The sequence below is a fragment of the Micromonospora matsumotoense genome (assembly GCF_900091525.1).
In the GTDB taxonomy this organism is placed as follows: Bacteria; Actinomycetota; Actinomycetes; order Mycobacteriales; family Micromonosporaceae; genus Micromonospora; species Micromonospora matsumotoensis.
Genome location: NZ_FMCU01000006.1, coordinates 1 through 21,723, shown reverse-complemented (window position 1 = coordinate 21,723; position 21,723 = coordinate 1). Strand labels below are relative to the sequence as shown.

Below are 21,723 nucleotides of genomic sequence, written 5' to 3'. Positions count from 1 at the left end.
GAGCCCGCCAGACAGTCGGAGGTTTCGGCAGTTCGGAACGCCGACAGCCACGTGCCCCCCAGCCGGGGACCTCATTACATCCAAGAGTGCACCCCCTCGTCGGTAGATGATTCTACAGTAGACGCGTATGACTCTGCGCGTCAACACGCGCAGGGATATACGCGTCGCCTGAGAGGCCTCTGGATGGTACGGACTGGCGCATCGGCGCAAGCCGGGGGCAGGGAGACCGCGAGATTACTGAGAGCACGGAGTTCACCGAGAGCGTGGAGTCCACCCTTGACTCATCACCCAACGCTCTGACTTCGACCCCATCGACGGCAAGCGAGGAGTGAACGCGGCGACTGGTGTTGACGCCGCCCACCCGCATCTGACGCTTCTCACACCTTGACTCAGTCCACTATCGGACAGCCACGGAAACGTGTGCCAGCCTCGTGTCCACTAAGGTCTCCGCATGGCTCCCTCGATCGCCAATGCGGCTCTCTCGCCAGCAGGTGGCATCCTTCTGGTTCCTGGGCCGGGACAAGTGGTCGAGGTTCGCGGGTCGACCTGGGCAGTGGCGCAGGTCAAGCCACAAGGACTGCCGCGCAGCCCGGCGGACGAAGCCGTGGCCTCGCTGAACCACGCGGTGACCCTCCAGGCGCTCGACGAAGACCGGCTGGGTGAGGAGCTGACGGTCGTCTGGGAGCTGGAGGTCGGCCATACCGTCACGCCCGCTCAGGGACTACCGACGCAGGTCAACCCGGATGCCTTCGATGACCCGAGCACCCTCGCCGGGTTCGTCGACGCGATGCGCTGGGGTGCGGTGACCTCGGCGGACGACCGTAGCGTGCAGGCGCCGTTCCACAGTGGTGTGGCGGTGGAGGCTTACCAACTGGAGCCGCTGCGCCGGGCACTGTCCTCGCCCCGGACGAATCTGCTGCTGGCCGACGATGTCGGTTTAGGCAAGACCATTGAGGCCGGCTTGGTGGTGCAGGAGTTGCTGCTGCGGCATCGGGCGCGTACCGCGGTCGTGGTGTGCCCGCCGAGCTTGTCCCTGAAGTGGCAGGACGAGATGCGGGACAAGTTCGGTCTGGATTTCACGATCATCAACAGCGAGATGATGCGGGAGGTACGGCGCCGCTACGGCCTGCACGCGAACCCGTTCCAGCTCTATCCCCGGGTGATCGTCAGCATGGCGTGGCTGCCGCAGGTGCGCGCCCAGCGGATGCTGCGTGACGTCTATGCGCAGGCGGCGAGTACGAAGAACGCTCGGCGGTACGCGTTCGACATCTTGATCGTGGACGAGGCGCACCATGTGGCGCCGGCCAGCCCGTCGGCGATCGGTGGTGGGCGCGGCTACGCCGTTGACACGCAGCGCACGATCGCGGTCCGGGACCTGGCGGACAAGTGTGAGCATCGCCTGTTCCTCAGCGCCACCCCACACAACGGGCATCCGGAGTCGTTCACGGCGCTGTTGGAGATGATCGATTCGCGCCGGTTCAGCCGTGGTGCGCTGCTGGACGAGCGGGCGTTACGCGAAGTGACGGTTCGGCGGTTGAAGTCGGACCTGCCGGAAAAGGGCTTCCGCCCTCGGGAGCTGCGGATCATCCCGTTCACGCCGCGCGCAGACGAGCAGGAGATGTTCACCCTGCTGGATCGGATTCTCACCGAGAGTGCGAAGGCGAACGGGACCGGCGAGTCCGGTGACATCACGGCGATGCTGTTCAAGAAGCGGTTCTTGTCGAGCCCGTGGGCGTTCGGCATGACCTTGCAGTCGTACCTGGCCGCGCGGTCGGTGGGCCAAGCGCCGACGGACTGGGACTACGACGACATCCTCGGCGAGGGGCAGGCCGACGAGGAGGAAGGCCTGTGGGAGCAGGACGAGGCGACGGCCCTGCGGCACAGCAAGTCCACCGACCCGCTGGTCGCCGCCGCGCCAGGCGAGTTGCAGCGACTGGCCGAGTGGGGGCTGAGCTTCGAAAGTCGACCCGACTCTCGCCTCGATGAGCTGATCACGGCCCTGGATGCAATCTGCCGACCGGGCGGGTTCTGGTCCAACGAGCGCATCGTGGTGTTCACCGAGTACGCCCACACGCTGGAGTGGGTACACCGGGTGCTGGTGCAGCAGGGCTACGGAGACGTACTGGAGATAATTCAGGGGCAGACGCCGACCGACGAGCGCGAGCTGATCCGCGAGCACTTCACCACCGAGCCGTCGCCGAAGAACCCTGTGCGGGTGCTGCTGGCCACCGACGCCGCCGGTGAAGGCATCGACCTGCAGGACCACTGCCACCGGCTGATCAACCTGGACATCCCGTTCAACCCGTCACGGTTGGAGCAGCGCATCGGCCGGATCGACCGGTACGGACAGCAGCAGACCCCGCTGGTGTTCCAGTTCTCCCCGGACCGCTCGGCGACCCTGTACGTCGCCGACATGGAGTTCATGGGCCGGATCGCCCGCAAGGTGGTGACGGTCGCGCGTGACCTCGGATCGGTCAACCAGGTCATCGCCGACGAGATCCAGGACCACTTCACCCGCTCCTCCGCCGGACGGCGTAAGAAGGCCGCGCTCGACGGCAACGCTGTGATCAACAAGGCGCTGGCCGGCGGGTTGGACCTGAACAGCCGGTTGACCCAGTTGGAGAAGGGCTACGCCGACAGTCGGGTGGAGCTGCACCTGGAGCCGGAGAATTTGCGGCGGGTGGTCGACACCGCGCTGCGGATCAGCCACCAGCCGCCCCTGGTGGTGGCCGGCGACGACCGGACCGACGCAGCCGTGTTCACCCTGCCGCCGCTCGGTCCGGCCTGGCAGTCGACGTTGAAGGGCCTGGACACCCGCTCCGAGCCGGGCGTGTTGCGGCCGATCACGTTCGACGACAAGGCCGCGGCCGGTCGCAAGGACTTGGTCTACGTCCACCTAGGCCATCCGCTGGTGAAGAAGGCTCAGCGGTTGCTGCGGCGGTCGCTGTGGAGCGCGGACGCGCCGTTGCACCGAGTCACGGCGGTCGTTGTGGATGGCTTGGAGGAGTCCTTCGTCGCGGCCGTCACCCGGATGGTGCTGGTCGGCCGGGGCGGGCTACGCCTGCACGAGGAGATATTCCTCGCCGGCGTACGCCTACGGGGCCGCCGTGCCATCGCCGAGGAACGCGCCGAGCAGCTCCTCGACCAGACCCTCGACGCCGGCAGGCTGACGCTGGCCGCTGCGGACGTCCGCGCCGACCTGGCCAGGGAGTGGAACGAGCCGGAGTCCCCGCTGCGGGTCCGGCTGCTCGACTCGATGACGCGACGCGCCGAGTCCCGCCATCAACGGGTCAGCGACCAGCTCGCCAAACGCGAGGAGGCCGACGTCACCCGGGCGCGGGAGATCTTCGCCGCGTTCCGCCGCAACCTGAACGAGTCGCTGGACCAGCTCACCAGCGCCGAGATGCAGGACCAACTGGCTCTCTTCCCCGATGATCAGCAGCGGCAGCGCCGCCGCGACATCGACACGATGCGCCGCCGGCTGGACGAGCTCGGCGACGAGGAGCAGCGGGAGATCGCGGCGATCACCGAGCGGTACCGCGACGTCAAGCCACACACCACCGCCGCGGCGGTGGTGTTCGCGCTCACCCCGGCCGACGCCCAGCGAGGAGGTTCACGCTGATGCGGACCGCCCGTACCTTCCGTCCGAAGACGGCCACCGAGCTGCACCGGGCGTGGCTGGAACTGGTCGAGACAGACGGCCCCTTCCTGGCGATCCCGCCGCTGAAGCGGGTGTGGCCGCAGGGCATGCCCGCCCTGGACCCTGAACGCCTCGATGTCCTCCGCGAGGCCAGGCCGGCGTTCGACCACGCCTGGGAAGCTCTCGACATCGACCCGGACGACGAGACCGTTCAGGCCAAGTACGCCGAGGTCCGCGACGTCTGGGTGCAGACCGTCCTGCGGGACGTCGTCGGTTGGCGTACCTCGCTGGCCTCGGGTCCCGACTGCGCGCCCGGGGTGACTGCGCACTCGCCCGACCGGCGGATCACCGTCACCCCGCAGGCGGCGCTGCACGGGCCGGACGGTATCGGCGCGCTGGTCGGCGTGGTCGACAAGTGCGACAGCCTGCACGCCACCGGCACCGATGGCTGGGCCGCCCCCGCCATCGACCGGATGGAAGCGATGCTGCGCGGCGCCGGCGTCGCGATCGGCATCGTCACCGACGGCCGCTGGTGGGCGTTGGTCTGCGCCCGGCCGGACGCGATGGTCGCGTCCGGCATCGTCGACGCCCAGACCTGGGTCGAGGAACCGCTGACCCGCAACGCCTTCCTCACCGTCGTCGCCCGGCAGCACATCATCGGCGGTGACCCCAACGAGCGGCTACCCAAGCTTTTCGAGGAGTCCGTCGCCGCCGCCGAGGAGATCACCGAGGCTCTCGGCGCCCAGGTCCGCCGCGCCGTCGAGCTGCTGATCCAGGCGTTCGCCGAGACCGCCGCCGACCACCACAGGCGCGGCCTGCGCGATCCGCTCCCGGTCGACCCGCACGACACCTACTCCGCGGCCGTCACGGTCATGATGCGCGTCGTCTTCCTGCTCTTCGCCGAGGAGCGCGGCCTGCTGCCGCAGAGCGAGCTCTTCCTGCAGGGGTACGGCATCAGCGGTGAACTCGACGACCTGGAACAGCGCCGGCTGCGCGACGGCGAGGAATCGCTGGACAGCACCTACCTGACCTGGCACCGGCTGCTCGCCACCAGCCAGGCCCTCCACCGGGGCGCGTCGTTCGAGAACATGCGAATGCCCGCGTACGGCGGATCGCTGTTCGACCCGGAGCGGTACCCGTTCCTGACCGCCGCGAACGACAACGGCACCCTCGCCCTGCCCGTCTCCGACCGGGTCATGCTGCACGTCCTGCGCTCGGTGCAGGTCGCCCAGCTCAAGGGCGGCGACGCCCGCCGGATCTCGTTCCGAGACGTCGACGTGGAACAGATCGGCTACATCTACGAAGGGCTGCTCGGCTACTCCTGCACCCGGGTCACCGGCGACACCCACGTCGGCATCGTCGGTGCCACCGGAGCCGAGCCGGAGATCCCGCTGACCGTGCTGGAGCAGCTCGCCGACGCCAATACGACTCCGGCGAAACTGGCCACCGCGATCATCGCCTGGCTCAAGGAGAACCAGCCCGCTGCCACCCCGCCGAGCGCAAACGCCTTGGCGAAGCGGCTCGCAACCACGCCCGGCGACGACGCCGACCGCATGCTGCGCGCGGTGACCGATGACGACGACCTGCGCGCACGCCTGCTCCCCTGGGCCACCATCACCCGGCCCGACCTGCGCGACCGCCCCACAGTCATCCTGGACGGCGGCCTGGTGGTCACCGAGACGCCATCACGGCGCAACGCCGGCGCCCACTACACCCCGAAAGACCTTGCCGAGGAAGTCGTCAAGCACGCCCTCGAACCGCTCTGCTACTCCCCCGGCCCGCACCAGGTCCCCGAGAGCAGCGGCGCGTGGAAACTGCGCGGCTCGGACGAAATCCTCAACCTCAAGGTGGCCGACATCGCCGCCGGCTCCGGCGCATTCCTGGTCGCCGCCGCCCGCTACCTCGCCGCCCGCCTCGTCGAGGCATGGATCGATGAGGACCCCGCCAACGCCGGGCAGCATGACCTCGGCCAACACGCGATCCGTGAAGTCGTCGCCCGCTGCCTGTACGGCGCCGACATCAACGCGATGGCCGTCGAGATGTGCAAGCTCTCGCTCTGGCTGGTCTCCCTCGACCGCGACCTGCCGTTCTCCTTCGTCGACGACAAGATCCTGCACGGCAACTCCCTGCTCGGCCTCACCGACCTACGCCAGCTACGCACCCTTCACATCGAGGCACCCACCCACCAACAGGCCAGACTGACGGCCCAGGACGTGGACGCCACCATCCGGCGGGCCGTCGACATCCGCCGCGGCCTCGCCAGCGAGGTACGCGAACACGACCCCATGCGCAGCGCCACCGCCAAGCGCCGACAGCTCAATCAGGTTCGCAAGATCACCGCCGACCTACGCGCCGCAGCCGACGGGGTGATCGCCGCCGGGCTCCGCCTCGGCGGCAAACCCGGCAGGGCTCTGGACGAAGCGTACGAGAGCCTGGCCGAGACGGTGGCCGCTGCGATGCCGGCCGACGGCACGGCCGCCAGTCCTGAGTCCCTTAATCGGATCCTAAAAGAGGGGCTGACCCCAACCGTAGCGACGGATTACGACCGCTGGCAGCCACTGCACTGGATGCTTGAACTACCGGACGTGTTGATCGATCACAGCGGGTTCGATGCCGTAATCGGCAACCCGCCCTTCCTGGGTGGCTCAAAGATTACCGGAGCGATGGGAACCAACGTCCGGGACTGGTTCGTCCACCAGATCGCCGGCGGCACCCGGGGCAGCGCCGATTTGGTCGCTTACTTCCTGCTGCGAGCGGTCGAGTTGCTCCGGCCCTCCGGGACGCTCGGATTAATCGCCACTAACACCATCGCCCAAGGCGACACCCGCCAGGTTGGTCTCGACCAGGTCGTCGCAAACGGGCTTACCATAACCCGTGCAGTGCAAAGTGCCCGATGGCCATCAGCCAGCGCCAACCTAGAGTACGCGGCGGTATGGGCTACACGAAATACGGTCTCGGCAACTGCAGTGAGGACGGTAGATGGTATTCCAGCTCCGCGAATACTGACACTCCTCGAACCCGCCGGGAAGGTGGATGGCACGCCCACCCGACTCGCCGAGAACGCTCGACTCTCATTCAACGGATGCAAGGTGGAGGGACAGGGGTTCGTTGTGGATCCCGCTCAGGCGTTGTCGTGGATCGCGAAGGACCCCCAAAATCGGGAAGTATTATTCCCTTATCTCAACGGTGAAGATCTTAATTCTCGGTTCGACTGCTCCGCTTCACGCTGGGTCATAGATTTTAATGACCGCAGCATGGAAGCTGCCGCAACTTACACTGTACCTTTCGAGCGGGTAAAGACTCTCGTCATGCCCGAGCGTGCGAAGAATAACCGCACGATCAGAAGAGAGCGATGGTGGCAATACGGCGAGAATGCGCCCGGCATGCGAAGCGCAACAGCGCACCTGCAAGAGGCGCTAGTTATTGCCGTCGTCAGCAGGACCATCATGCCTGTTCGCGTAAACACCGATCAAGTTCTCAATAACAAGCTGATCGTCTTCGCGTCCGACTCGTACGGCGATCAAGCCATCCTTTCATCCTCAATGCATAGCATGTGGGCAATAAGGTACAGCTCTACCTTGCGGACAGATCTAAGCTATAGCCCTTCTGACGTTTTCGAGACTTTTCCTCGACCCGAAAGCGATCCACGCTTGTTGAAAATAGGCAAAACCCTGGACGTCGAACGGCGAGAGATAATGCGACGCCGAGAGCTGGGTTTGACGAAGCTGTATAACCTGATCAACAATCCGCAAATCCTTGACGATGACGACGCGGATGTGGCCCGGTTACGGCGGATCCACGTCGACGTGGATGAGGCGGTGACGGCGGCTTACGGGTGGTCGGAGGTGCCGCTGGAGCATGGCTTCCACACTTACCGTCAGATGACGCGGTGGACGGTGAGTCCGGCGGCGCGGGTGGAGATCCTGGACCGGTTGCTCGCGGAGAACCTGCGCCGCGCGGCGGCGCAACAGCCGAAGGCTGCGAAGAAGGCGACTGCCCGCAAACGAAAGTCAGCCGTCCTCGACGGCCAGGAGGCGCTGCTGTGACGGACCCCGCGCCGGGAATCCAGCTCGCGCAACAGCCGGACGGCACTTCGTACACGGTTCGAGAGAATCTGGTCGACATCCTGGAGCGTGAGCTGCTCGGGCCATCGGGTGGGCCGGAGGAGCTGTTGGCGGTAAGCCCGCGTCAGCTGTACCTGGTGGGGCATATCGCGCCGGTGAAGCTGACCGAGCCCGATGCTGATCCGGCCGGCTCTGAGGACGGGTATGGCCTGGTGGGCATTCGATCTGATGCGGCGGGTTCTCATGCCCAGCGTGGGATTCCGGCCGAGTCTGCCGACGGCACCGACGTCGAGGGTGAGGAGGATGACGCCGACGACAAGGCTCCGCGGCAGGGGCTGATGATTCCGTCGTCGATGGGGTTGCGGTTCCAGGTGCCAAACGATCTGGCGGATTTCACGGTCACCGCGTCGTGGGGCACCTACGAGAGTGTGAAGACCGGTGAGGTCGACAAGCGGGGCCGGGCGGTGCGACGGTATCGGCGCACGCCGGTCGGGATCGTCGAGAAGATCGCGGTGGCCGAGCTGACGCCGGGGCGGACGTACACGCGGGTGCTGTCCGGGCAGATCTGTTTGCGGATCGATGCCTACGACGACGCGCGTTTCGGCCGGCGGTTGATCGAGATCGCGCTGGTCAATGACCGGGAGACACCGCCGACGATCCCGGTGCACGAGTGGCTGTTCCAGACGAAGCTGCACGTCGACGCGGGCGGTACGGCGGTGTTCCTGCCGGTGCGCGACGTCATGGAGCAGGAGTGGCCGGAGCACGACGACGAAATGCGCCGGCTGCACTTGCAGTACCGCAATCGGCTGGAGTTCGCGGTCGGGCGGACCTGCTCGGTGGACTGGCGGGCAGAGCCGGGAGCACGGCGGGCGACGGCGGTGTGGACGACGTGGCTGCCGGTCGCGGAGACACCGCAGACGCAGGCACGGTCGGTCACGGGCGCAATGCTGTCCATGGACGCACTGGCCAAGGCCAGCCCTGAACAGGTTCGTGATGGGCTCGCCCCGCTGGTGGACGGGTACCGAACCTGGCTAGACGGTGAGGCCGCGAAGGCGGCACAGCTCCCCGAGCATCTGCGGGACCTGGCCGAGGAGGTCGTGGACGAGGCGCGCGCGGCAGAGCAGCGGCTGACGGACGGTCTGGCGCACGTGGTGGCTGATCCGGAGGCGTTCGCGTGCTTCCGGTTCATGAATGAGGTCATGCGGGACCAGCGGGTCCACTCCCGGATCGGGGCGTCGCGTAGCTCCGACCCGAGCCTGTCGTTCGACGACGCCCGCGATCAGGTCGAGGCCGACGAGCGGGAGAAGCCGTCGTCGTGGCGTCCATTCCAGCTGGCGTTCATCCTCATGCAGCTGCCAGCGCTGACCGACCCAACCGCTGCGGCGCGCAGCGGCGAGCTGTCGCGGGTGGAGTTGCTGTTCTTCCCGACCGGTGGTGGCAAGACCGAGGCGTACCTGGGTCTGGCGGCGTACACGTTCGCGATCCGGCGCCGGCAGCAGATGGTGGCGTCCTCCGATGGGCCGTTGGACGGGCGTGACGGGGTGGCCGTGTTGATGCGGTACACGTTGCGGCTGCTCACCGCGCAGCAGTTCCAGCGGGCCACCACGCTCGTGTGTGCGGCGGAGCTGGTCCGCCGCCGGGACGAGGCAACCTGGGGTAGCAAGCCGTTCCGAATCGGGTTGTGGGTCGGCACCGACGTGAGCCCAAAGCGGTGGGACGAGGCGGACGAGCAGCTGCGCAAGGCCAACGCCTATGGCGGGCACCGGCTGACGGTTTTGCAGGTGCAGCGATGCCCGTGGTGCGGCAGTCCGATCGGCGCCGGGAACGTGAAGCCGGTCAAGGCGACTCGGCGGGTGCTGGTCTTCTGCGGCGACGATATGGGGCAGTGCCCGTTCGCCAAGGGTGGTCAGGTGGATGAGGGCCTGCCGATGCTGACGGTGGACGAGGAGATCTACCGGATGCCGCCGGCGTTCGTGATCGCGACGGTCGACAAGTTCGCTCGGTTGGCGCGCGAGGGTGAGGCGGCGTCGCTGTTCGGCTACGTCGGGCGTTACTGCGGTAGGCACGGTTACGTGCACCCGGACTACGCCAGTTGCAATGTGACCACCGGTCACCAGGCTGAGCCCGGCCTGCCCGCCGCGACCGTACGCGCGGTGGGACGGCTCCGGCCGCCGGATCTGATCATTCAGGATGAGCTGCACCTGATCACCGGGGCGCTGGGCACCGCCGTGGGGCTGTTCGAGGTGGCCGTCGAGACCCTCGCGTCGTGGGAGACCGCCGACGGCAAGCCGGTCCGGCCGATGATCGTGGCGTCGACGGCCACCGTGCGCCGCGCCGACGAGCAGGTACGAGGGTTGTACGGGCGCGGCGTCCAGATCTTCCCGCCGCAGGTCCTGGATGTGGCGGACACGTACTTCTCACAGGAGCTGCCGATCGGGCCGACTACCCCGGGCCGGCGCTACATCGGGGTGAGCGCGCAGGGGGTGCGGCTGTCGAGCGCGGAGATCCGGGTCGCCGAGGTGTTGCTGCTCGCCGGGCAGTTGCTGTTCGACCGCAGTGGGTCTGCCGCCGATCCGTACATGACGTTGGTGGGCTACTTCAACGCGACCCGTGAGCTGGCCGGTATGGCCCGCTACATGGCCGACGACGTGCAGAACCGGGTCCGGCAGCCCCGTCCCGGATCGGGCTTTCCACGGCGGCTCGGCTCGTACGGGCGGCTGGTCACCGGCGAGCTGACCTCCCGCATCGCTTCAGTCGACATCGGACGCACCCTGGACAACCTGGCCTTGGAGTTCGACCCCGACTACGCCACGACCGCGGCGATGCGGCAGCGGCTCGAACGGCAGGAGGCCGGCGGGCGGGTGGAGCGGCCGAAGGCTGACCCGTTCGACGTGGTGCTGGCCACCTCGATGCTGCAGGTCGGGGTCGACGTGCAGCGGCTCGGTCTGATGCTGGTGGTGGGGCAGCCGAAGAACACCGCCGAGTACATCCAGGCGTCCTCGCGGGTGGGCCGCGACGGCGGCCGCCCGGGTGAGGACTGCGGCCGCCCCGGGCTTGTCGTGGCGCTCGGGAACTGGGCGCGGCCCCGCGACCTGGCCCACTACGAACAGTTCCGTCACTACCACGAGACGTTCTACGCACAGGTGGAGGCGCTGTCGGTCACCCCGTTCTCACCGACGGCTCTGGACCGGGGCATCGACGGGGTGCTGGTCAGCGCGGCTCGGGTGCTTCAGGCGCACCGCGACGACGGGCTGTCCCCGGAGCGGGCTGCGTGGCGGGTCCGTGCCGAACACGACGCTCTCGCTGCCCTGGTCGATCGGCTCTACGCCCGAATCCGGCCGGCGGCCCAGCTGGACGACCTGATGGCGCAGGCGCACCAGCGGCTGATCAACCGGCTGGACCAGTGGAACGCTCGGGGAAAGTACGCCGGGAAACTCAGCAAGACCCTGGTGTATGAGCGCACCGGCGCCAACGACAGCTACCTGCCGTTGCTAATCAGCCCGGAGAACGCAAGAGCACACCAGGGTCAGCCGGACCGCGCGCCGTTCATCGTCGCGCACTCGATGCGCGAGGTCCAGCCGGAGATCAACCTGCTGGTCAGCCCCATAGCCGAGCGGCTGTTCGTCGTCGAACCCGACGACGCGCCGTCGTGGGAGCTGCCCGAAGGAGAAGATGAGTGACGGACAACGACGGGCAGATGATCTTCGAGTCGGCGCAGCCGTTGGACCCGCTCGCTGACAGCGAGCAGTTAAACGTCAAGAACCGGGCCAAGGTGGGCTCGGCCCGCCCATCGTCACTGCTCTATACCTATGGTGTCGGCTCGATCATGGACCTGCCGCAGTTCTCGATCATGCCGGCTGGCCTCGACGACTGGGAGCCGATCTGGCGGCGGCGGCCCACCGTGCCGACGATCGAAGAGCCACGGCTACTCAAGGTGGTTCAGCTTCACCTCGGGTCCCGCGTGCAGCAACTGCGGCCCTTCCCGTGGCAGCCCAAGGCCCGCGCGATGTCACAGGAGGGCTCCGACCTCGGCATCCCGGCCCGGGTGTTTCCGCAGTGGCTGCGGTGCACCGGCTGCGACTACCTCGGGCCGCTGTCGCGGTTCAGCTACACCAACACCCACCCGTTCCGGCCCGACCTGGCGACCTTCGAACACGCAAGTTGTCCTGGCCGTACGTTCGCGGGGGCGGCGAAGGGACGGGCCAAGGCTCCCGCGAAGGGAAAGGCCAGGCGCAGTCCGGCGGTGCCCGCCCGTTACCTGCTCGCCTGCGCCAACGGCCACCTCGACGAGTTCCCGTACGCGCTATGGGTGCACCACGGCAGAACCTGCCCCGCCGCCCCGCACCCGGACCTGAAACTGCGCGACAGCAACATCGGTCAGGGAGCCGGCGCGGTCATCGCCTGCGAACGCTGCCAACAGCGGCGGGGCATGGGCGAGGCTCAGGGCGAGGCCGGCAAACGGAAGCTGCCGACCTGCCGGGGGCGGCATCCGCACCTGAACGCGTTCGATCCCAGATGCGGGCTGGATACCTCGCTGATGATGATGGGCGCGTCCAACCTGTGGTTCGCCTCGACCCAGTCGATCATCGTGATGCCCCGCAGCGAGGAGCAGAAGCAAACCGCGCTCGCTACGAAGCTCCGCACGTACCTGACCCCGGAGGAACTGGCCGACTACGCAGCCCTGCCGAAGGTGCTCCGTTCGCTTCTCATCGCACACAAGTGCGACATCACCGGAGTCACCGACGAACAGCTGACCGCGGCGGCGGCCGAGGCACTCGCCCCACCCCCATCGGAGGAGGAGCGCCGGGAGAGGCTACGCGATTGGGACCCGGTCGAGCTGCTTGTGCCGGAGTGGGACTACCTGCAGAAGCCGAGCCTATTCGCGCAGCAGCAGGACTCCAGCGGACTGATGGTCACCGAGATGCCCACGGCCGCCGACCTCCCGAAGCAAGTGCACCGGGTCATCGCCGTGAACCGAATGAAAAAGGTCAACGCGGTGATCGGCTTCACCCGCATCGACGAGATGGACCGGGTCAACGACCTCGCCAGCCGGCTCGTCAAGCTCACCCGGGACGGCAGACCCACCTGGGTACCGGCCACCGAGGACCGCGGCGAAGGCATCTTCCTGCAACTCGATGAGCCCGCCATCGCCGCCTGGGAAGCGCAGATCCTGCCCACCGCGCTGTGGCGAGCACACCGCGAAGCCCATCGGCACAACTTCTCCCGACGCTTCTCCGCCACCGCCGCCCAGATCGACCCCGACACCCGCTTCCCCGCCCCGCGCTACTGGTTGATCCACAGCCTGGCCCACATCCTCATCCGCGAGATGGCGATGTCCTGCGGGTACGGAGCCGCCAGCCTCAGCGAACGCCTCTACGCCTGGCCAGCCACCCCTGACCGACCCGCCGCCGCGGGACTACTCATCTGCACCACGGCCTCCGACAGCGAGGGAACCCTCGGCGGCCTCGTCGCGCTCAGCCAGCCGGAACGACTGCACGGGCTCCTGCTCGACGCACTGCGCCGAGCAGCCCGCTGCTCCTCCGACCCCGTCTGCGGGCAACGCACACCACGGCACGGCGAGGACTTCCTGCACGGCGCGGCCTGCCACTGCTGCAGCTTCGCCTCGGAAACCTCCTGCGAACGAGCCAACCGATTCCTCGACCGCAGGTTCTTACTCACCCTGCCCACCATCGACGACGAACGGGTCCCCGGCTTCTTCGGCACCATCGATGTCTACTGATCCCTACACGGCGCTCGGCGCCTTCCTGACCGCATACGAGGCACAACGACTCGCCACCGTCCTACAAGCCGGCGGCACCACCAGCCAAGCCCTGAAAGAAGTACACGCCGCCCGCCGCAGCGAGGCGAAATGCCTACTCCTCGCCGCCGAACTCGGCCCGGAGCACCGGGACGACTCGGTCGCCGTACTCCGGGCCATCGCCGGCGCACGATCCGCCCGGACCGCCATCTCCCCCGTCTGGACGATGCCCGGCGTCCAAGCCACGACCGGCCGTCTCACCAGTGAAGCTCAGCGCATCATCGACGACGCGCGCATGTCGATCGTCTGCTCCAGCTTCAACTTCACGCCGCACTCGGGCATGTGGACCGCCCTCAAGAACGCCGCAGTGCGCCCCGGCCTGAGCGTCACGGTGTACCTCGACGCCCACGCCGGCTCCCCGACAGCCGTCGCGACCCACCTGCCGAAGGCGACCGTACTCCGGACGCTGACCCCGCGCAGAGGCCACCGTCCGCTGGTCAGCCACGCCAAGTTCATCATCGTCGACCGCGCGATCACACTGCTGACCAGTGCGAACTTCTCGTACAGCGCCGAGAACACCAACATCGAACTGGGGCTGCTGGTGCACGACACCAACCTCGCCGCATCGATCGAAGCCCTCATGCGGAGCAAGCACGGGGTCCTCTACGAGCAAGTGACCTGACAGGTGCGCGGGCGACTTACCACGGGCGGGGCGCTACCGATCGCCGCGATCACTGACTGGTTGCACCATCTGGATGAACAGCCTCGGGGTAGCTCCTCGCCAGGCTGCCGCCCGCCGCCTCATCGCGACACAGCCAGACGCTGGCCTGGGATCCCTGATCCCGCCTTTCCACCTGTCAGTGTAGGGCACCACGTCCGGATAACACCGATAACGGTCAATCAATAGGCCCGTCTACCGGCATGGCCCTCAGCTCGCACTTGGGCCGCATCCTGGACGACCTCTGGACCCCTTGCGACCTGCGAATGTCACTTAGGGTCCTCGTTGTTTACTTAGCAACCGGTGCGCTGGCAAGAGTTTCGAGGAAGGCGGGCTCCCCTGGCATACAGGGGTGCAGGGGCTTTCGCCACCGGGCCAAGCAATACAACCGGCCGCTTACACCGACTGAAGGATGGGCGATGGACACGGAGCGAGACGCAGAATGGCTGGCAGCCCTTCGCGTGAAATTCAACGAGCACGTTGCCGAAGGCATCCCACGTCTCAGGAAGTTGGGCTACAACCCGTTTCAGTTCCTCGAGATGGTCGAGCGGTACGGCGATGCCGTGGGGGCAACCCGGCATCTCCTAGCTCAGCCCGGACACACCTCCTACGGCTTTCGCCGCTTGCTCGAACTCGGAAGGCTAGAAGACAGCGTCGAGTTCGCAGTGTGCCTGCCGTGGTTCACCGAGCTTTTCCGCATCTCTGAGATAGACGAGGCACGGGCCCGGTTGCTCCTGCACGAGTTTCCCCTCGACGCGAGGATCCGGGCCGCCGCTACTAACGCACCGGCCTGGATCTCCACGCTCTGACCCTGCGGAGTTGCTGTGCCTGTCGCTGCCACTCGACGCGCTCATCCTTCCGACGGCAGCTCGCTCGATCAGCGAGTTGTCCTGGGCCGCCGATAGCATCGTTGGCTGACCTACGCGACAACGGGGGCGACCCTGTGTCTTACGCCGGTCTTGCGGTTCCACCACGTCGGGGGACGATGGCGGCGGTTGCTTCGGCGGCGGCGTGTGAGAGTTCGGGGAGGACGGCGCCGTAGAAGGTGGCGGTGAAGTGTGGGCTGGAGTGGCGGAGTCGGTTGGAGATGACTTTCATCTGGATGCCGGCGGCGAGGCCCATGGTGGCGGCGCCGTGTCGGAGGTCGTGGAGTCGGATGGGTGGGAGTCCGGCTTGGGTGGCGAGGTGGTGGAAGTGGTCGGTGACGTCGGCGGGGTGGAGTCTGCCGCCGGTGGGGGTGGTGAACACGAGGCCAGTCCGGGTCCAGGTGGTGCCGGCGGCGAGGCGTTCGCGGTTGTGGCGGGCCCGGTGGGTGCGGAGGACGGTGACGGTTTCGGTGTCGAGGGCGACGGTGGCTTCGCTGTCGGTGGTCTTGGGGGTGTCGATGGCGGTGGCCCAGCCTTGTTGGACGAGTTGCCAGCGGACGGTGAGAGTTTTGGCGTCGAGGTCGAGGTCGTCCCAGTGCAGGCCGCAGGCTTCGCCTCGGCGGAGGCCGGTGAAGGTGATGAGATGGTAGAGGGCGTAGAGCCGGTCGCCGGCGTCGTGGGTGTGGTCGAGGAATCGTCCGGTGTGTTCGGGGGTCCAGATCATGACCGGGCTCGGGGTCTTGCCGGTGTCGCGCCACGTCTTGACGCGTTGGTCGGTCCACACGGTGGGCTTGGGTGGGCGGGCGCGGGGTAGCTCGATCAGGAGGGCGGGGTTGATGTCGAGGTAGCGGTGTCGGCGCATCGCGTCGTTGAGGGCCTTGCGCAGGGTGGCGTGGATGACGTGCATCGTGCGAGGGCCGACGACCCGCTGGTTCTTGACCTGGTCGCGCTTGGCGGGGTCGCGGCTGGCGCGCAGGGTGGCGATGGTGGTGTTGCGTTCGGCGATGGCCTCGTACATCGCGTCGATGTGACCGGGGCGAAGCCGATCGATGCGTAGGTGCCCGAGGTGCGGGATCAGGTACAGGCGGATGTGTCCCTCGTAGGAGCGCAGGGTGCCCTTCTTGATGTTCTTGCGTCCGGCGAGCCAGTCGGTGAGGTAATCGGCCATGGTGGGGAGTTCGGTGGGGGTGATGTCCAGGTGCAGGGTGCGGCGGACCTGGTCGGGGGTGGGGACGGGTGCGCCGGTCTTGACGGCGGTCTCGATGAGGTCGCCGGTTTTGACCATGGCGTGGGGGTCGGTGGGGTCGGGGACGGCGAGGGCAGCGCGGATGCGGTCGAGGATGGTGTCGGCGTCGGTTTGGGTGGGGTAGGGGCCGTGGCGCAGTGTGCGGCGGGTGCCGTTGGCGCGGGCGGGTAGGTCGATCTGCCAGTGCCATTGGCCGTGGTTGCGGGACCAGCCGCCGCCGGGCCGGCGCAGGTCAGGGCAGGAGCGTCCCAGGCGACGGCCGGTGGTGGTGTCGCGGCAGCCGCAGCGTTTGAAGATGGAGCCTTTCACTGGTCGTCTCCGGGGTGCTCGACGTGGTGCCGCCAGCGGTGGTGGGTGTAGTCCGCTGGTGGCGGGGTCGTTGCATCCACGCTCGACACCACGGCGGGATCAAGTCGCCGGCCGTCGTGGGGGTTCGGGGTGGGGTCATCGATGTGGAGGAGTCGGAGGAGCCCGGTGACGGGGACGATGATGCGGGTGCCTGCGCGGATCAGTGGTGTGGGGAAGGTGTCGGTGGCGGCGAGCCGGTATGCCTGGGACCGGCTGATCCCGAGGACGGCCGCGGCGGTGGGCAGGGTGGTGGCGGCACCGAGAGCGCGGATCCGCTCGACGGTCCACGGCACGTTGGTAGACGGGGGTGGGCTGGTCGGTTGGGTGTCGCGGGTGGGAGTGGTGTGGGCGTTCACAGGTTGGGGTCTCCTGACTGCGGTGGAAGCGGTGCAGAGGTACGCGCGGCGGGTTCTGGCGCTGTCGGCAGGGTGCCGCGGTCGGCAGGCTCGGGAGTCTGCTGGGCGGCGGTGGGGGCTGGTGGGGCCTGGTCGGCTTTGAGGATCTTCAGTAGTTGTGACGCGCGGGTGTTGGACACGGTGTGGCCGGTGGCGCGGAGTGCGGTGGCCAGGGCAGCGCGGGTCAGCGGCCGGCCTTCGGCGGCGAGGTCCTCCTGTGCGCGTCTGGCGACCAGGAGCAGGGCTTCGGTGTCGGTGGGGTGGGTGGACGGTCCGCGCCGCGACGGCCGGTGCCGGCGGACCGGTCCGCCGGTCCGGGGGTGGTCCGGTCCGGTGTGTGGGTGGTCGTTGCTGGTGTCGTGGACGGTCCGCGCGGGCAGACGCCGATCCGTCGTCGGCAGGGTGGGCTGGGCGTCGGTGCGGTCCGCCGGAAGCTGGCTTGCGCTGGCGATGGGCTGGTCCGCTGGTCGGGCGGTGGACGGGTGCGTTCCGGCTGGTGTGGGTTCGGGTGGGGTGTTGGTGTAGCCGAGGGCGATCTTGACCATGACCAGGAACCCGAGCGCGGGCACGGCCGCGGCGGTCCAGCCGATCGGTGACGGCTCGGCCTCCACGACCTGCGCCGCGAGCGACAACGTCACCGCGCAGGCCAACACCGCTGCCGGGAACACCACCGACACCTGCGCCCGCTTCCGGCGGCGCAGTTCCAGGCCGGACGCGATGGACATCAGCTCCAGCACGATCGCGTCCGCCCACGCCAACCACCCCGGCTGACCGTGAGCAGCGGCGACGTTGTGGACGTGGGTGAAGCTGGCCGCACCCGCCGCCCCACCAATCGCCAACATGATCACGACCTGGACAGCTCCCTCTGCCGGGCTCCGTCCCGGACCGACGTCCGAGTCACCGAGTGCGGTCGTAGCCGCCCACCTCCCCGGACCGGACCACCAGCACGCCCGGTCCGCCCGCGTCTGCGGACCGGACCAGGGGGTAAACGGTCCCGGCGTGCCGGACCAGGACCGTAAATGGCTCGGTCTCGGGCCGGTCCGCGGACCGGCCACGCGGAGGCCGGGACGATACCTCCGTCCGCTCGCTGTCAGGGCTGGCCGGTGCTGTCACTGGTCTGTCAGCAGCCTCCGGTGAGACGCTGAAAGACCGGTGACAGAACGGCTCCGGGGTCGTCACCGTCGCACCCGCCGGCCGCACGATGAAGGACTCCGGGGAGGTGTCGTCGGTCATGCCGCCTCCCCGGTCGGGTCACGGTCGTCGAGGACCCAGGCCGACAGGTCAGCCAGCGTCGACCGTTGCCCGCCGCCGCCGGCCACCGCCCACACCGCCTCAGCGGGACACAGGCCCGCCGTGATGGCGTGGTCGCGGGCACCGGTAGCCACCGGCACCAACGGCGGCGTCTCGGCCCACATCCGGCGCAGGTTGCGCTCCCGGGCGGCGGAATGCAGCCAGAACAACACCGGCCACACCCGCCCCATCGCCGCGAACCACTCCCGGTAACCGACCAGCTTCCCGGTCAACACCGACAGCGGCTCACCACCGGTGTCGTACTCCACGAAGAACGGCACCAACGTTCGACCCGAAACCCACAGGCCGTAGCCGTCCGGACGGACCCGGGGCTGGTAGGCGCGCACCAGAGCCGGATCCTCCGGCCGGGTGAACACCCCCGACCGCCGGCACGCCGCCTCCGACAACCACTCCCCCAACCGGACATCAGCATGGGTGCGGGCGTAGCCGGCGAGGTCGGTGAAGAAGCCGTTCACCCCGAGGCGGTGCTCCAGGGTGCGGCTGGACGTCCAACGGCGCCGCTCCACCCGGGCGTGATCACGACGGGGCGGACGCTCGTCACGGCCAGCGGCGACGACCTCCGCACCGAGCTGGTCGATGACGTAGTGGTACGGGTACGAGCCGCCGTCAGCGCGCAGCGGACGGAACCGCGCCACCAACCGCAACCGGTACAACGTCCGCAACCGCCGCTGACAGAAATCCAGAGACGGGAACAGGGCATGCGCGATCTGGAACGAGGTCAACACACCGTGGTCGTAGAGCCAGCCCAGCAACACACGATCACGGGCGGTCAGCTGGGACTGGACCCGAAGGACCGGATCATCCACCAGCCACCACCTCCCCTCTTGTAGGGAATGCCAGCCCCAGGGGGAGAGACCCGGGACCATGCAGGGTCTGTCGTAGGACAAGCCAGCAGGGCTGACAGCCGACCTGACCAGCGGTGTGAGACACGACAGGGGGTCCGTTCCGGCGTCTGGTTGAAGACTGACCTCAACACCGACGCCAATCCGGACCCCGCAACGGGCACCGAAACGGGATCTGTCACCGCCACCGACACCAAGCCGGAGCGCACAGAGACGAGATGGACGAAGAACACAACAACTCCTTGATTGAGCACAACGAAGATGGGGACGGCATTCACGACGCCGCAGGGATATGCAGCCATGGCGAGCGGCGGTGGACTATGGAGAAGCGCTCTGTGGAGCTGACAACGAAAGCCCGACCGGGCATCCGGCCGACCCGAAGGCGGATGAGGACAGCACCGACCGACACGACCGCCAGAAGGGCGGTCGCGGCAGCAAGAACGGCGGCAGCAGCTACGGAAGCAGGACGGCATACCGCCGCGCCGGCAGGCAGCGCATCGCAGCGGGAGACAAATGCCCCGAACGCCGTCGACGTCACGGCTCGGTAGGGCGTCGACTCAACCCGCCGGAGAAAGACCCTTCATCGCGAACCCCCTACCACTCAAAACCAACGACGATCCGCCCACCCCGAGCCTCGAACGACCCGCGACGCTCCTCCATGGAACGTCGCCAGCCTGGACGATTGGACCCGGCAGACAGACCGCCACGCGGTCACGTCCGTACCAGTACGCCTCCCCGGCAGAGCCCTGTCAACCAGCGCCACCAGCAGCCGATCACGATGCCTTCGGACCCAGCCGGACGCACCGACACCCACCAACCCGCACTGGACCCCAGCGGCACAAATCCGCGCCCGAAACAGGCAGAAAAATCTTGACCAACGCTCGTAAACGTCTCACTTCATGAGACGATCTTCTGACCCGAAGCACACTTACGGGCCAGGAATCGAGCCCGGAGAGGGCCCGTTCGCATGACCGAGACGCAGACGACCTCCGCCTCTCACACCGCCCGACGCGGATCCTGGTGCCCAACTTGCCGGTGTGATCCTCAGAGACCAGGCCGACCTACGCCCCCACCCCACCCCCACCAATCTCAGGGCCGCCTCATACCACACGCACGGCCTGCCGCCGCCCCAGTCCCACATCGAGCGGTCACGATTGAGCCGATCCCGCCACCTCATGCCCACCGGCCAGCAAGGTCGAAGACGCTCACCCAGCGCCACGGGTAACACTTCACCCCCACCGCGCCAAGCAGCTCGGCTCGGCTCGGGGCGCACGTTGATCCGCCGAAGGGCACACGGCACAATCGCCAGGTGATCACCAGCGTGTTCTTCGATGTGGGCGAGACCATCGTCGACGAGTCCCGCGAGTACGGCACCTGGGCAGACTGGCTCGGCGTACCACGCCACACCTTCTCCGCCGCCTTCGGCGCAGTCATCGCCCGCGGCCTCGACTACCGGGAAACCTTCCAAATCTTCCGACCAGGATTCGACCTGACCCAGGAACGGCAACGCCGCACCGCAGCAGGACAACCCGAATCATTCACCGAAGACGACCTCTACCCCGACGCCCGACCCTGCCTGGCCGCGCTACGCGCGGCAGGGCTCCACGTCGGCCTCGCCGGCAACCAGACAGCACGCGCAGAAACCATCCTGCGCGCCCTGAACCTCCCGGTGGACGTGATCGGCACCTCGGACGGCTGGGGCGTCGAGAAACCCTCCCCCGCCTTCTTCGACCGCGTAGTCACCGAAGCCGGCTGCCCAGCCGACCAGGTGCTCTACGTCGGAGACCGCCTCGACAACGACATCCGACCAGCACAGGAAGCAGGAATCCCCACCGCACTCATCCGCCGAGGACCCTGGGGACACATCCTCAACGACACAGCGATCAGCAACCGCTGCCTGTTCCACCTCGACTCACTCACCGAACTACCCGACCTCATCCGCAAACACAACAAGCCGACCACCTGACCACTGCCCAACCGCTCGAATGAAGCTGCCCAGCACGCGGTAAGCGGCATTTCCGGGCGTCGCGGGACAGCATGGGTAACACAGAGCGTGACGGCCCTGCAGGCGCGATCAGCTCACTGAAGAGTTGCGGACCTTCCGCGCAGCGGTCGCAGTTTGTCGGCGCCGACTGTCGGCCCCGGTAGCCCGCACGGTGGGCGCCGGATCCGCCGACCGAAGCGGGGGTTACGGTGGATGATTAACAATCCGACGATGAGGCTGCAAATGATCAATGTCCAGGAGTTCGCGCGACGGCTGAGTACTCTCGGAGCTGATGGGTTCACCAGCGACGACGTCGTGGACCTGGCGACCGCGGCCGATGTTCGCATCAGCGCAGACGTCGAGATCGACGCCACCCTGGCGCAGCGCTTGCTCGACCAGGTCTCGCCCACCCTGCCGGTCACCGGGGCCCAGATCGCGGCGTCGCAATGGCCGCCAGCGAGGTCTTCCCGTCCTGCAGCGCCTTCGGTGTCGTTCTCCAGCCCTGGTGCCGTCGACGGACCGGCTGATCAGCCGACCCGACGCCGCAGTTC

Annotated in this window: 12 protein-coding genes; 8 read left to right on the top strand and 4 right to left on the bottom strand. The window is 67.8% G+C overall.

Annotated elements, in window-relative coordinates:
• Nucleotides 1-451: 451 nt before the first annotated feature.
• From drmD to GA0070216_RS14055, 6 genes are all read left to right on the top strand, one after another.
• Nucleotides 452-3,622 carry a DISARM system SNF2-like helicase DrmD gene (drmD, locus tag GA0070216_RS14080; protein WP_091245382.1) on the top strand — a complete coding sequence of 1,057 codons (3,171 nt, stop codon included), beginning with the start codon at nucleotides 452-454 and terminating at the stop codon, nucleotides 3,620-3,622.
• Nucleotides 3,622-7,686 carry an Eco57I restriction-modification methylase domain-containing protein gene (locus GA0070216_RS34535; protein WP_091245379.1) on the top strand — a complete coding sequence of 1,355 codons (4,065 nt, stop codon included), beginning with the start codon at nucleotides 3,622-3,624 and terminating at the stop codon, nucleotides 7,684-7,686. The genes drmD and GA0070216_RS34535 overlap by 1 nt, the downstream gene beginning before the upstream one ends.
• On the top strand, nucleotides 7,683-11,384 hold the full coding sequence (drmA, locus tag GA0070216_RS14070; protein ID WP_091245376.1) for a DISARM system helicase DrmA: 3,702 nt from the start codon (nucleotides 7,683-7,685) through the stop codon (nucleotides 11,382-11,384). The genes GA0070216_RS34535 and drmA overlap by 4 nt, the downstream gene beginning before the upstream one ends.
• Complete coding sequence (gene drmB, locus GA0070216_RS14065) at nucleotides 11,381-13,444, top strand: DUF1998 domain-containing protein (RefSeq protein WP_245722496.1); 2,064 nt, start codon at nucleotides 11,381-11,383, stop codon at nucleotides 13,442-13,444. Before drmA ends, drmB begins: the two co-directional genes overlap by 4 nt.
• The gene (gene drmC / locus GA0070216_RS14060; RefSeq protein ID WP_091245371.1) at nucleotides 13,434-14,144 is read left to right on the top strand and encodes a DISARM system phospholipase D-like protein DrmC; all 711 of its coding nucleotides are present in this window, start codon (nucleotides 13,434-13,436) and stop codon (nucleotides 14,142-14,144) included. The genes drmB and drmC overlap by 11 nt, the downstream gene beginning before the upstream one ends.
• 455 nt (nucleotides 14,145-14,599) lie before the next feature.
• On the top strand, nucleotides 14,600-14,989 hold the full coding sequence (locus GA0070216_RS14055; protein ID WP_091245369.1) for a hypothetical protein: 390 nt from the start codon (nucleotides 14,600-14,602) through the stop codon (nucleotides 14,987-14,989).
• Between the two features lie 139 nt (nucleotides 14,990-15,128).
• Here the strand turns inward: GA0070216_RS14055 and GA0070216_RS14050 are convergent, their stop codons facing one another.
• From GA0070216_RS14050 to GA0070216_RS14030, 4 genes are all read right to left on the bottom strand, one after another.
• A complete protein-coding gene (locus GA0070216_RS14050; RefSeq protein ID WP_091245367.1) occupies nucleotides 15,129-16,601 on the bottom strand; it encodes a tyrosine-type recombinase/integrase in 1,473 nt (490 codons plus the stop codon).
• Nucleotides 16,598-16,996: a hypothetical protein gene (locus GA0070216_RS14045; RefSeq protein ID WP_091245364.1), complete on the bottom strand. Its 399-nt coding sequence runs from the start codon at nucleotides 16,994-16,996 to the stop codon at nucleotides 16,598-16,600. Before GA0070216_RS14045 ends, GA0070216_RS14050 begins: the two co-directional genes overlap by 4 nt.
• A complete protein-coding gene (locus GA0070216_RS14040) occupies nucleotides 16,993-17,877 on the bottom strand; it encodes a DUF2637 domain-containing protein (protein ID WP_091246177.1) in 885 nt (294 codons plus the stop codon). Before GA0070216_RS14040 ends, GA0070216_RS14045 begins: the two co-directional genes overlap by 4 nt.
• Nucleotides 17,878-18,264: 387 nt before the next feature.
• The gene (locus GA0070216_RS14030) at nucleotides 18,265-19,152 is read right to left on the bottom strand and encodes a replication-relaxation family protein (protein ID WP_091245357.1); all 888 of its coding nucleotides are present in this window, start codon (nucleotides 19,150-19,152) and stop codon (nucleotides 18,265-18,267) included.
• A 1,345-nt stretch (nucleotides 19,153-20,497) separates the two neighbouring features.
• Here GA0070216_RS14030 and GA0070216_RS14025 point away from each other — a divergent pair.
• Both GA0070216_RS14025 and GA0070216_RS14020 read left to right on the top strand, forming a co-directional pair.
• Nucleotides 20,498-21,154 carry an HAD family hydrolase gene (locus GA0070216_RS14025; RefSeq protein ID WP_091245351.1) on the top strand — a complete coding sequence of 219 codons (657 nt, stop codon included), beginning with the start codon at nucleotides 20,498-20,500 and terminating at the stop codon, nucleotides 21,152-21,154.
• Nucleotides 21,155-21,403: 249 nt separating this feature from the next.
• Nucleotides 21,404-21,723: hypothetical protein (locus tag GA0070216_RS14020; RefSeq protein ID WP_141723093.1), on the top strand; the 320-nt coding region annotated here is incomplete at its 3' end.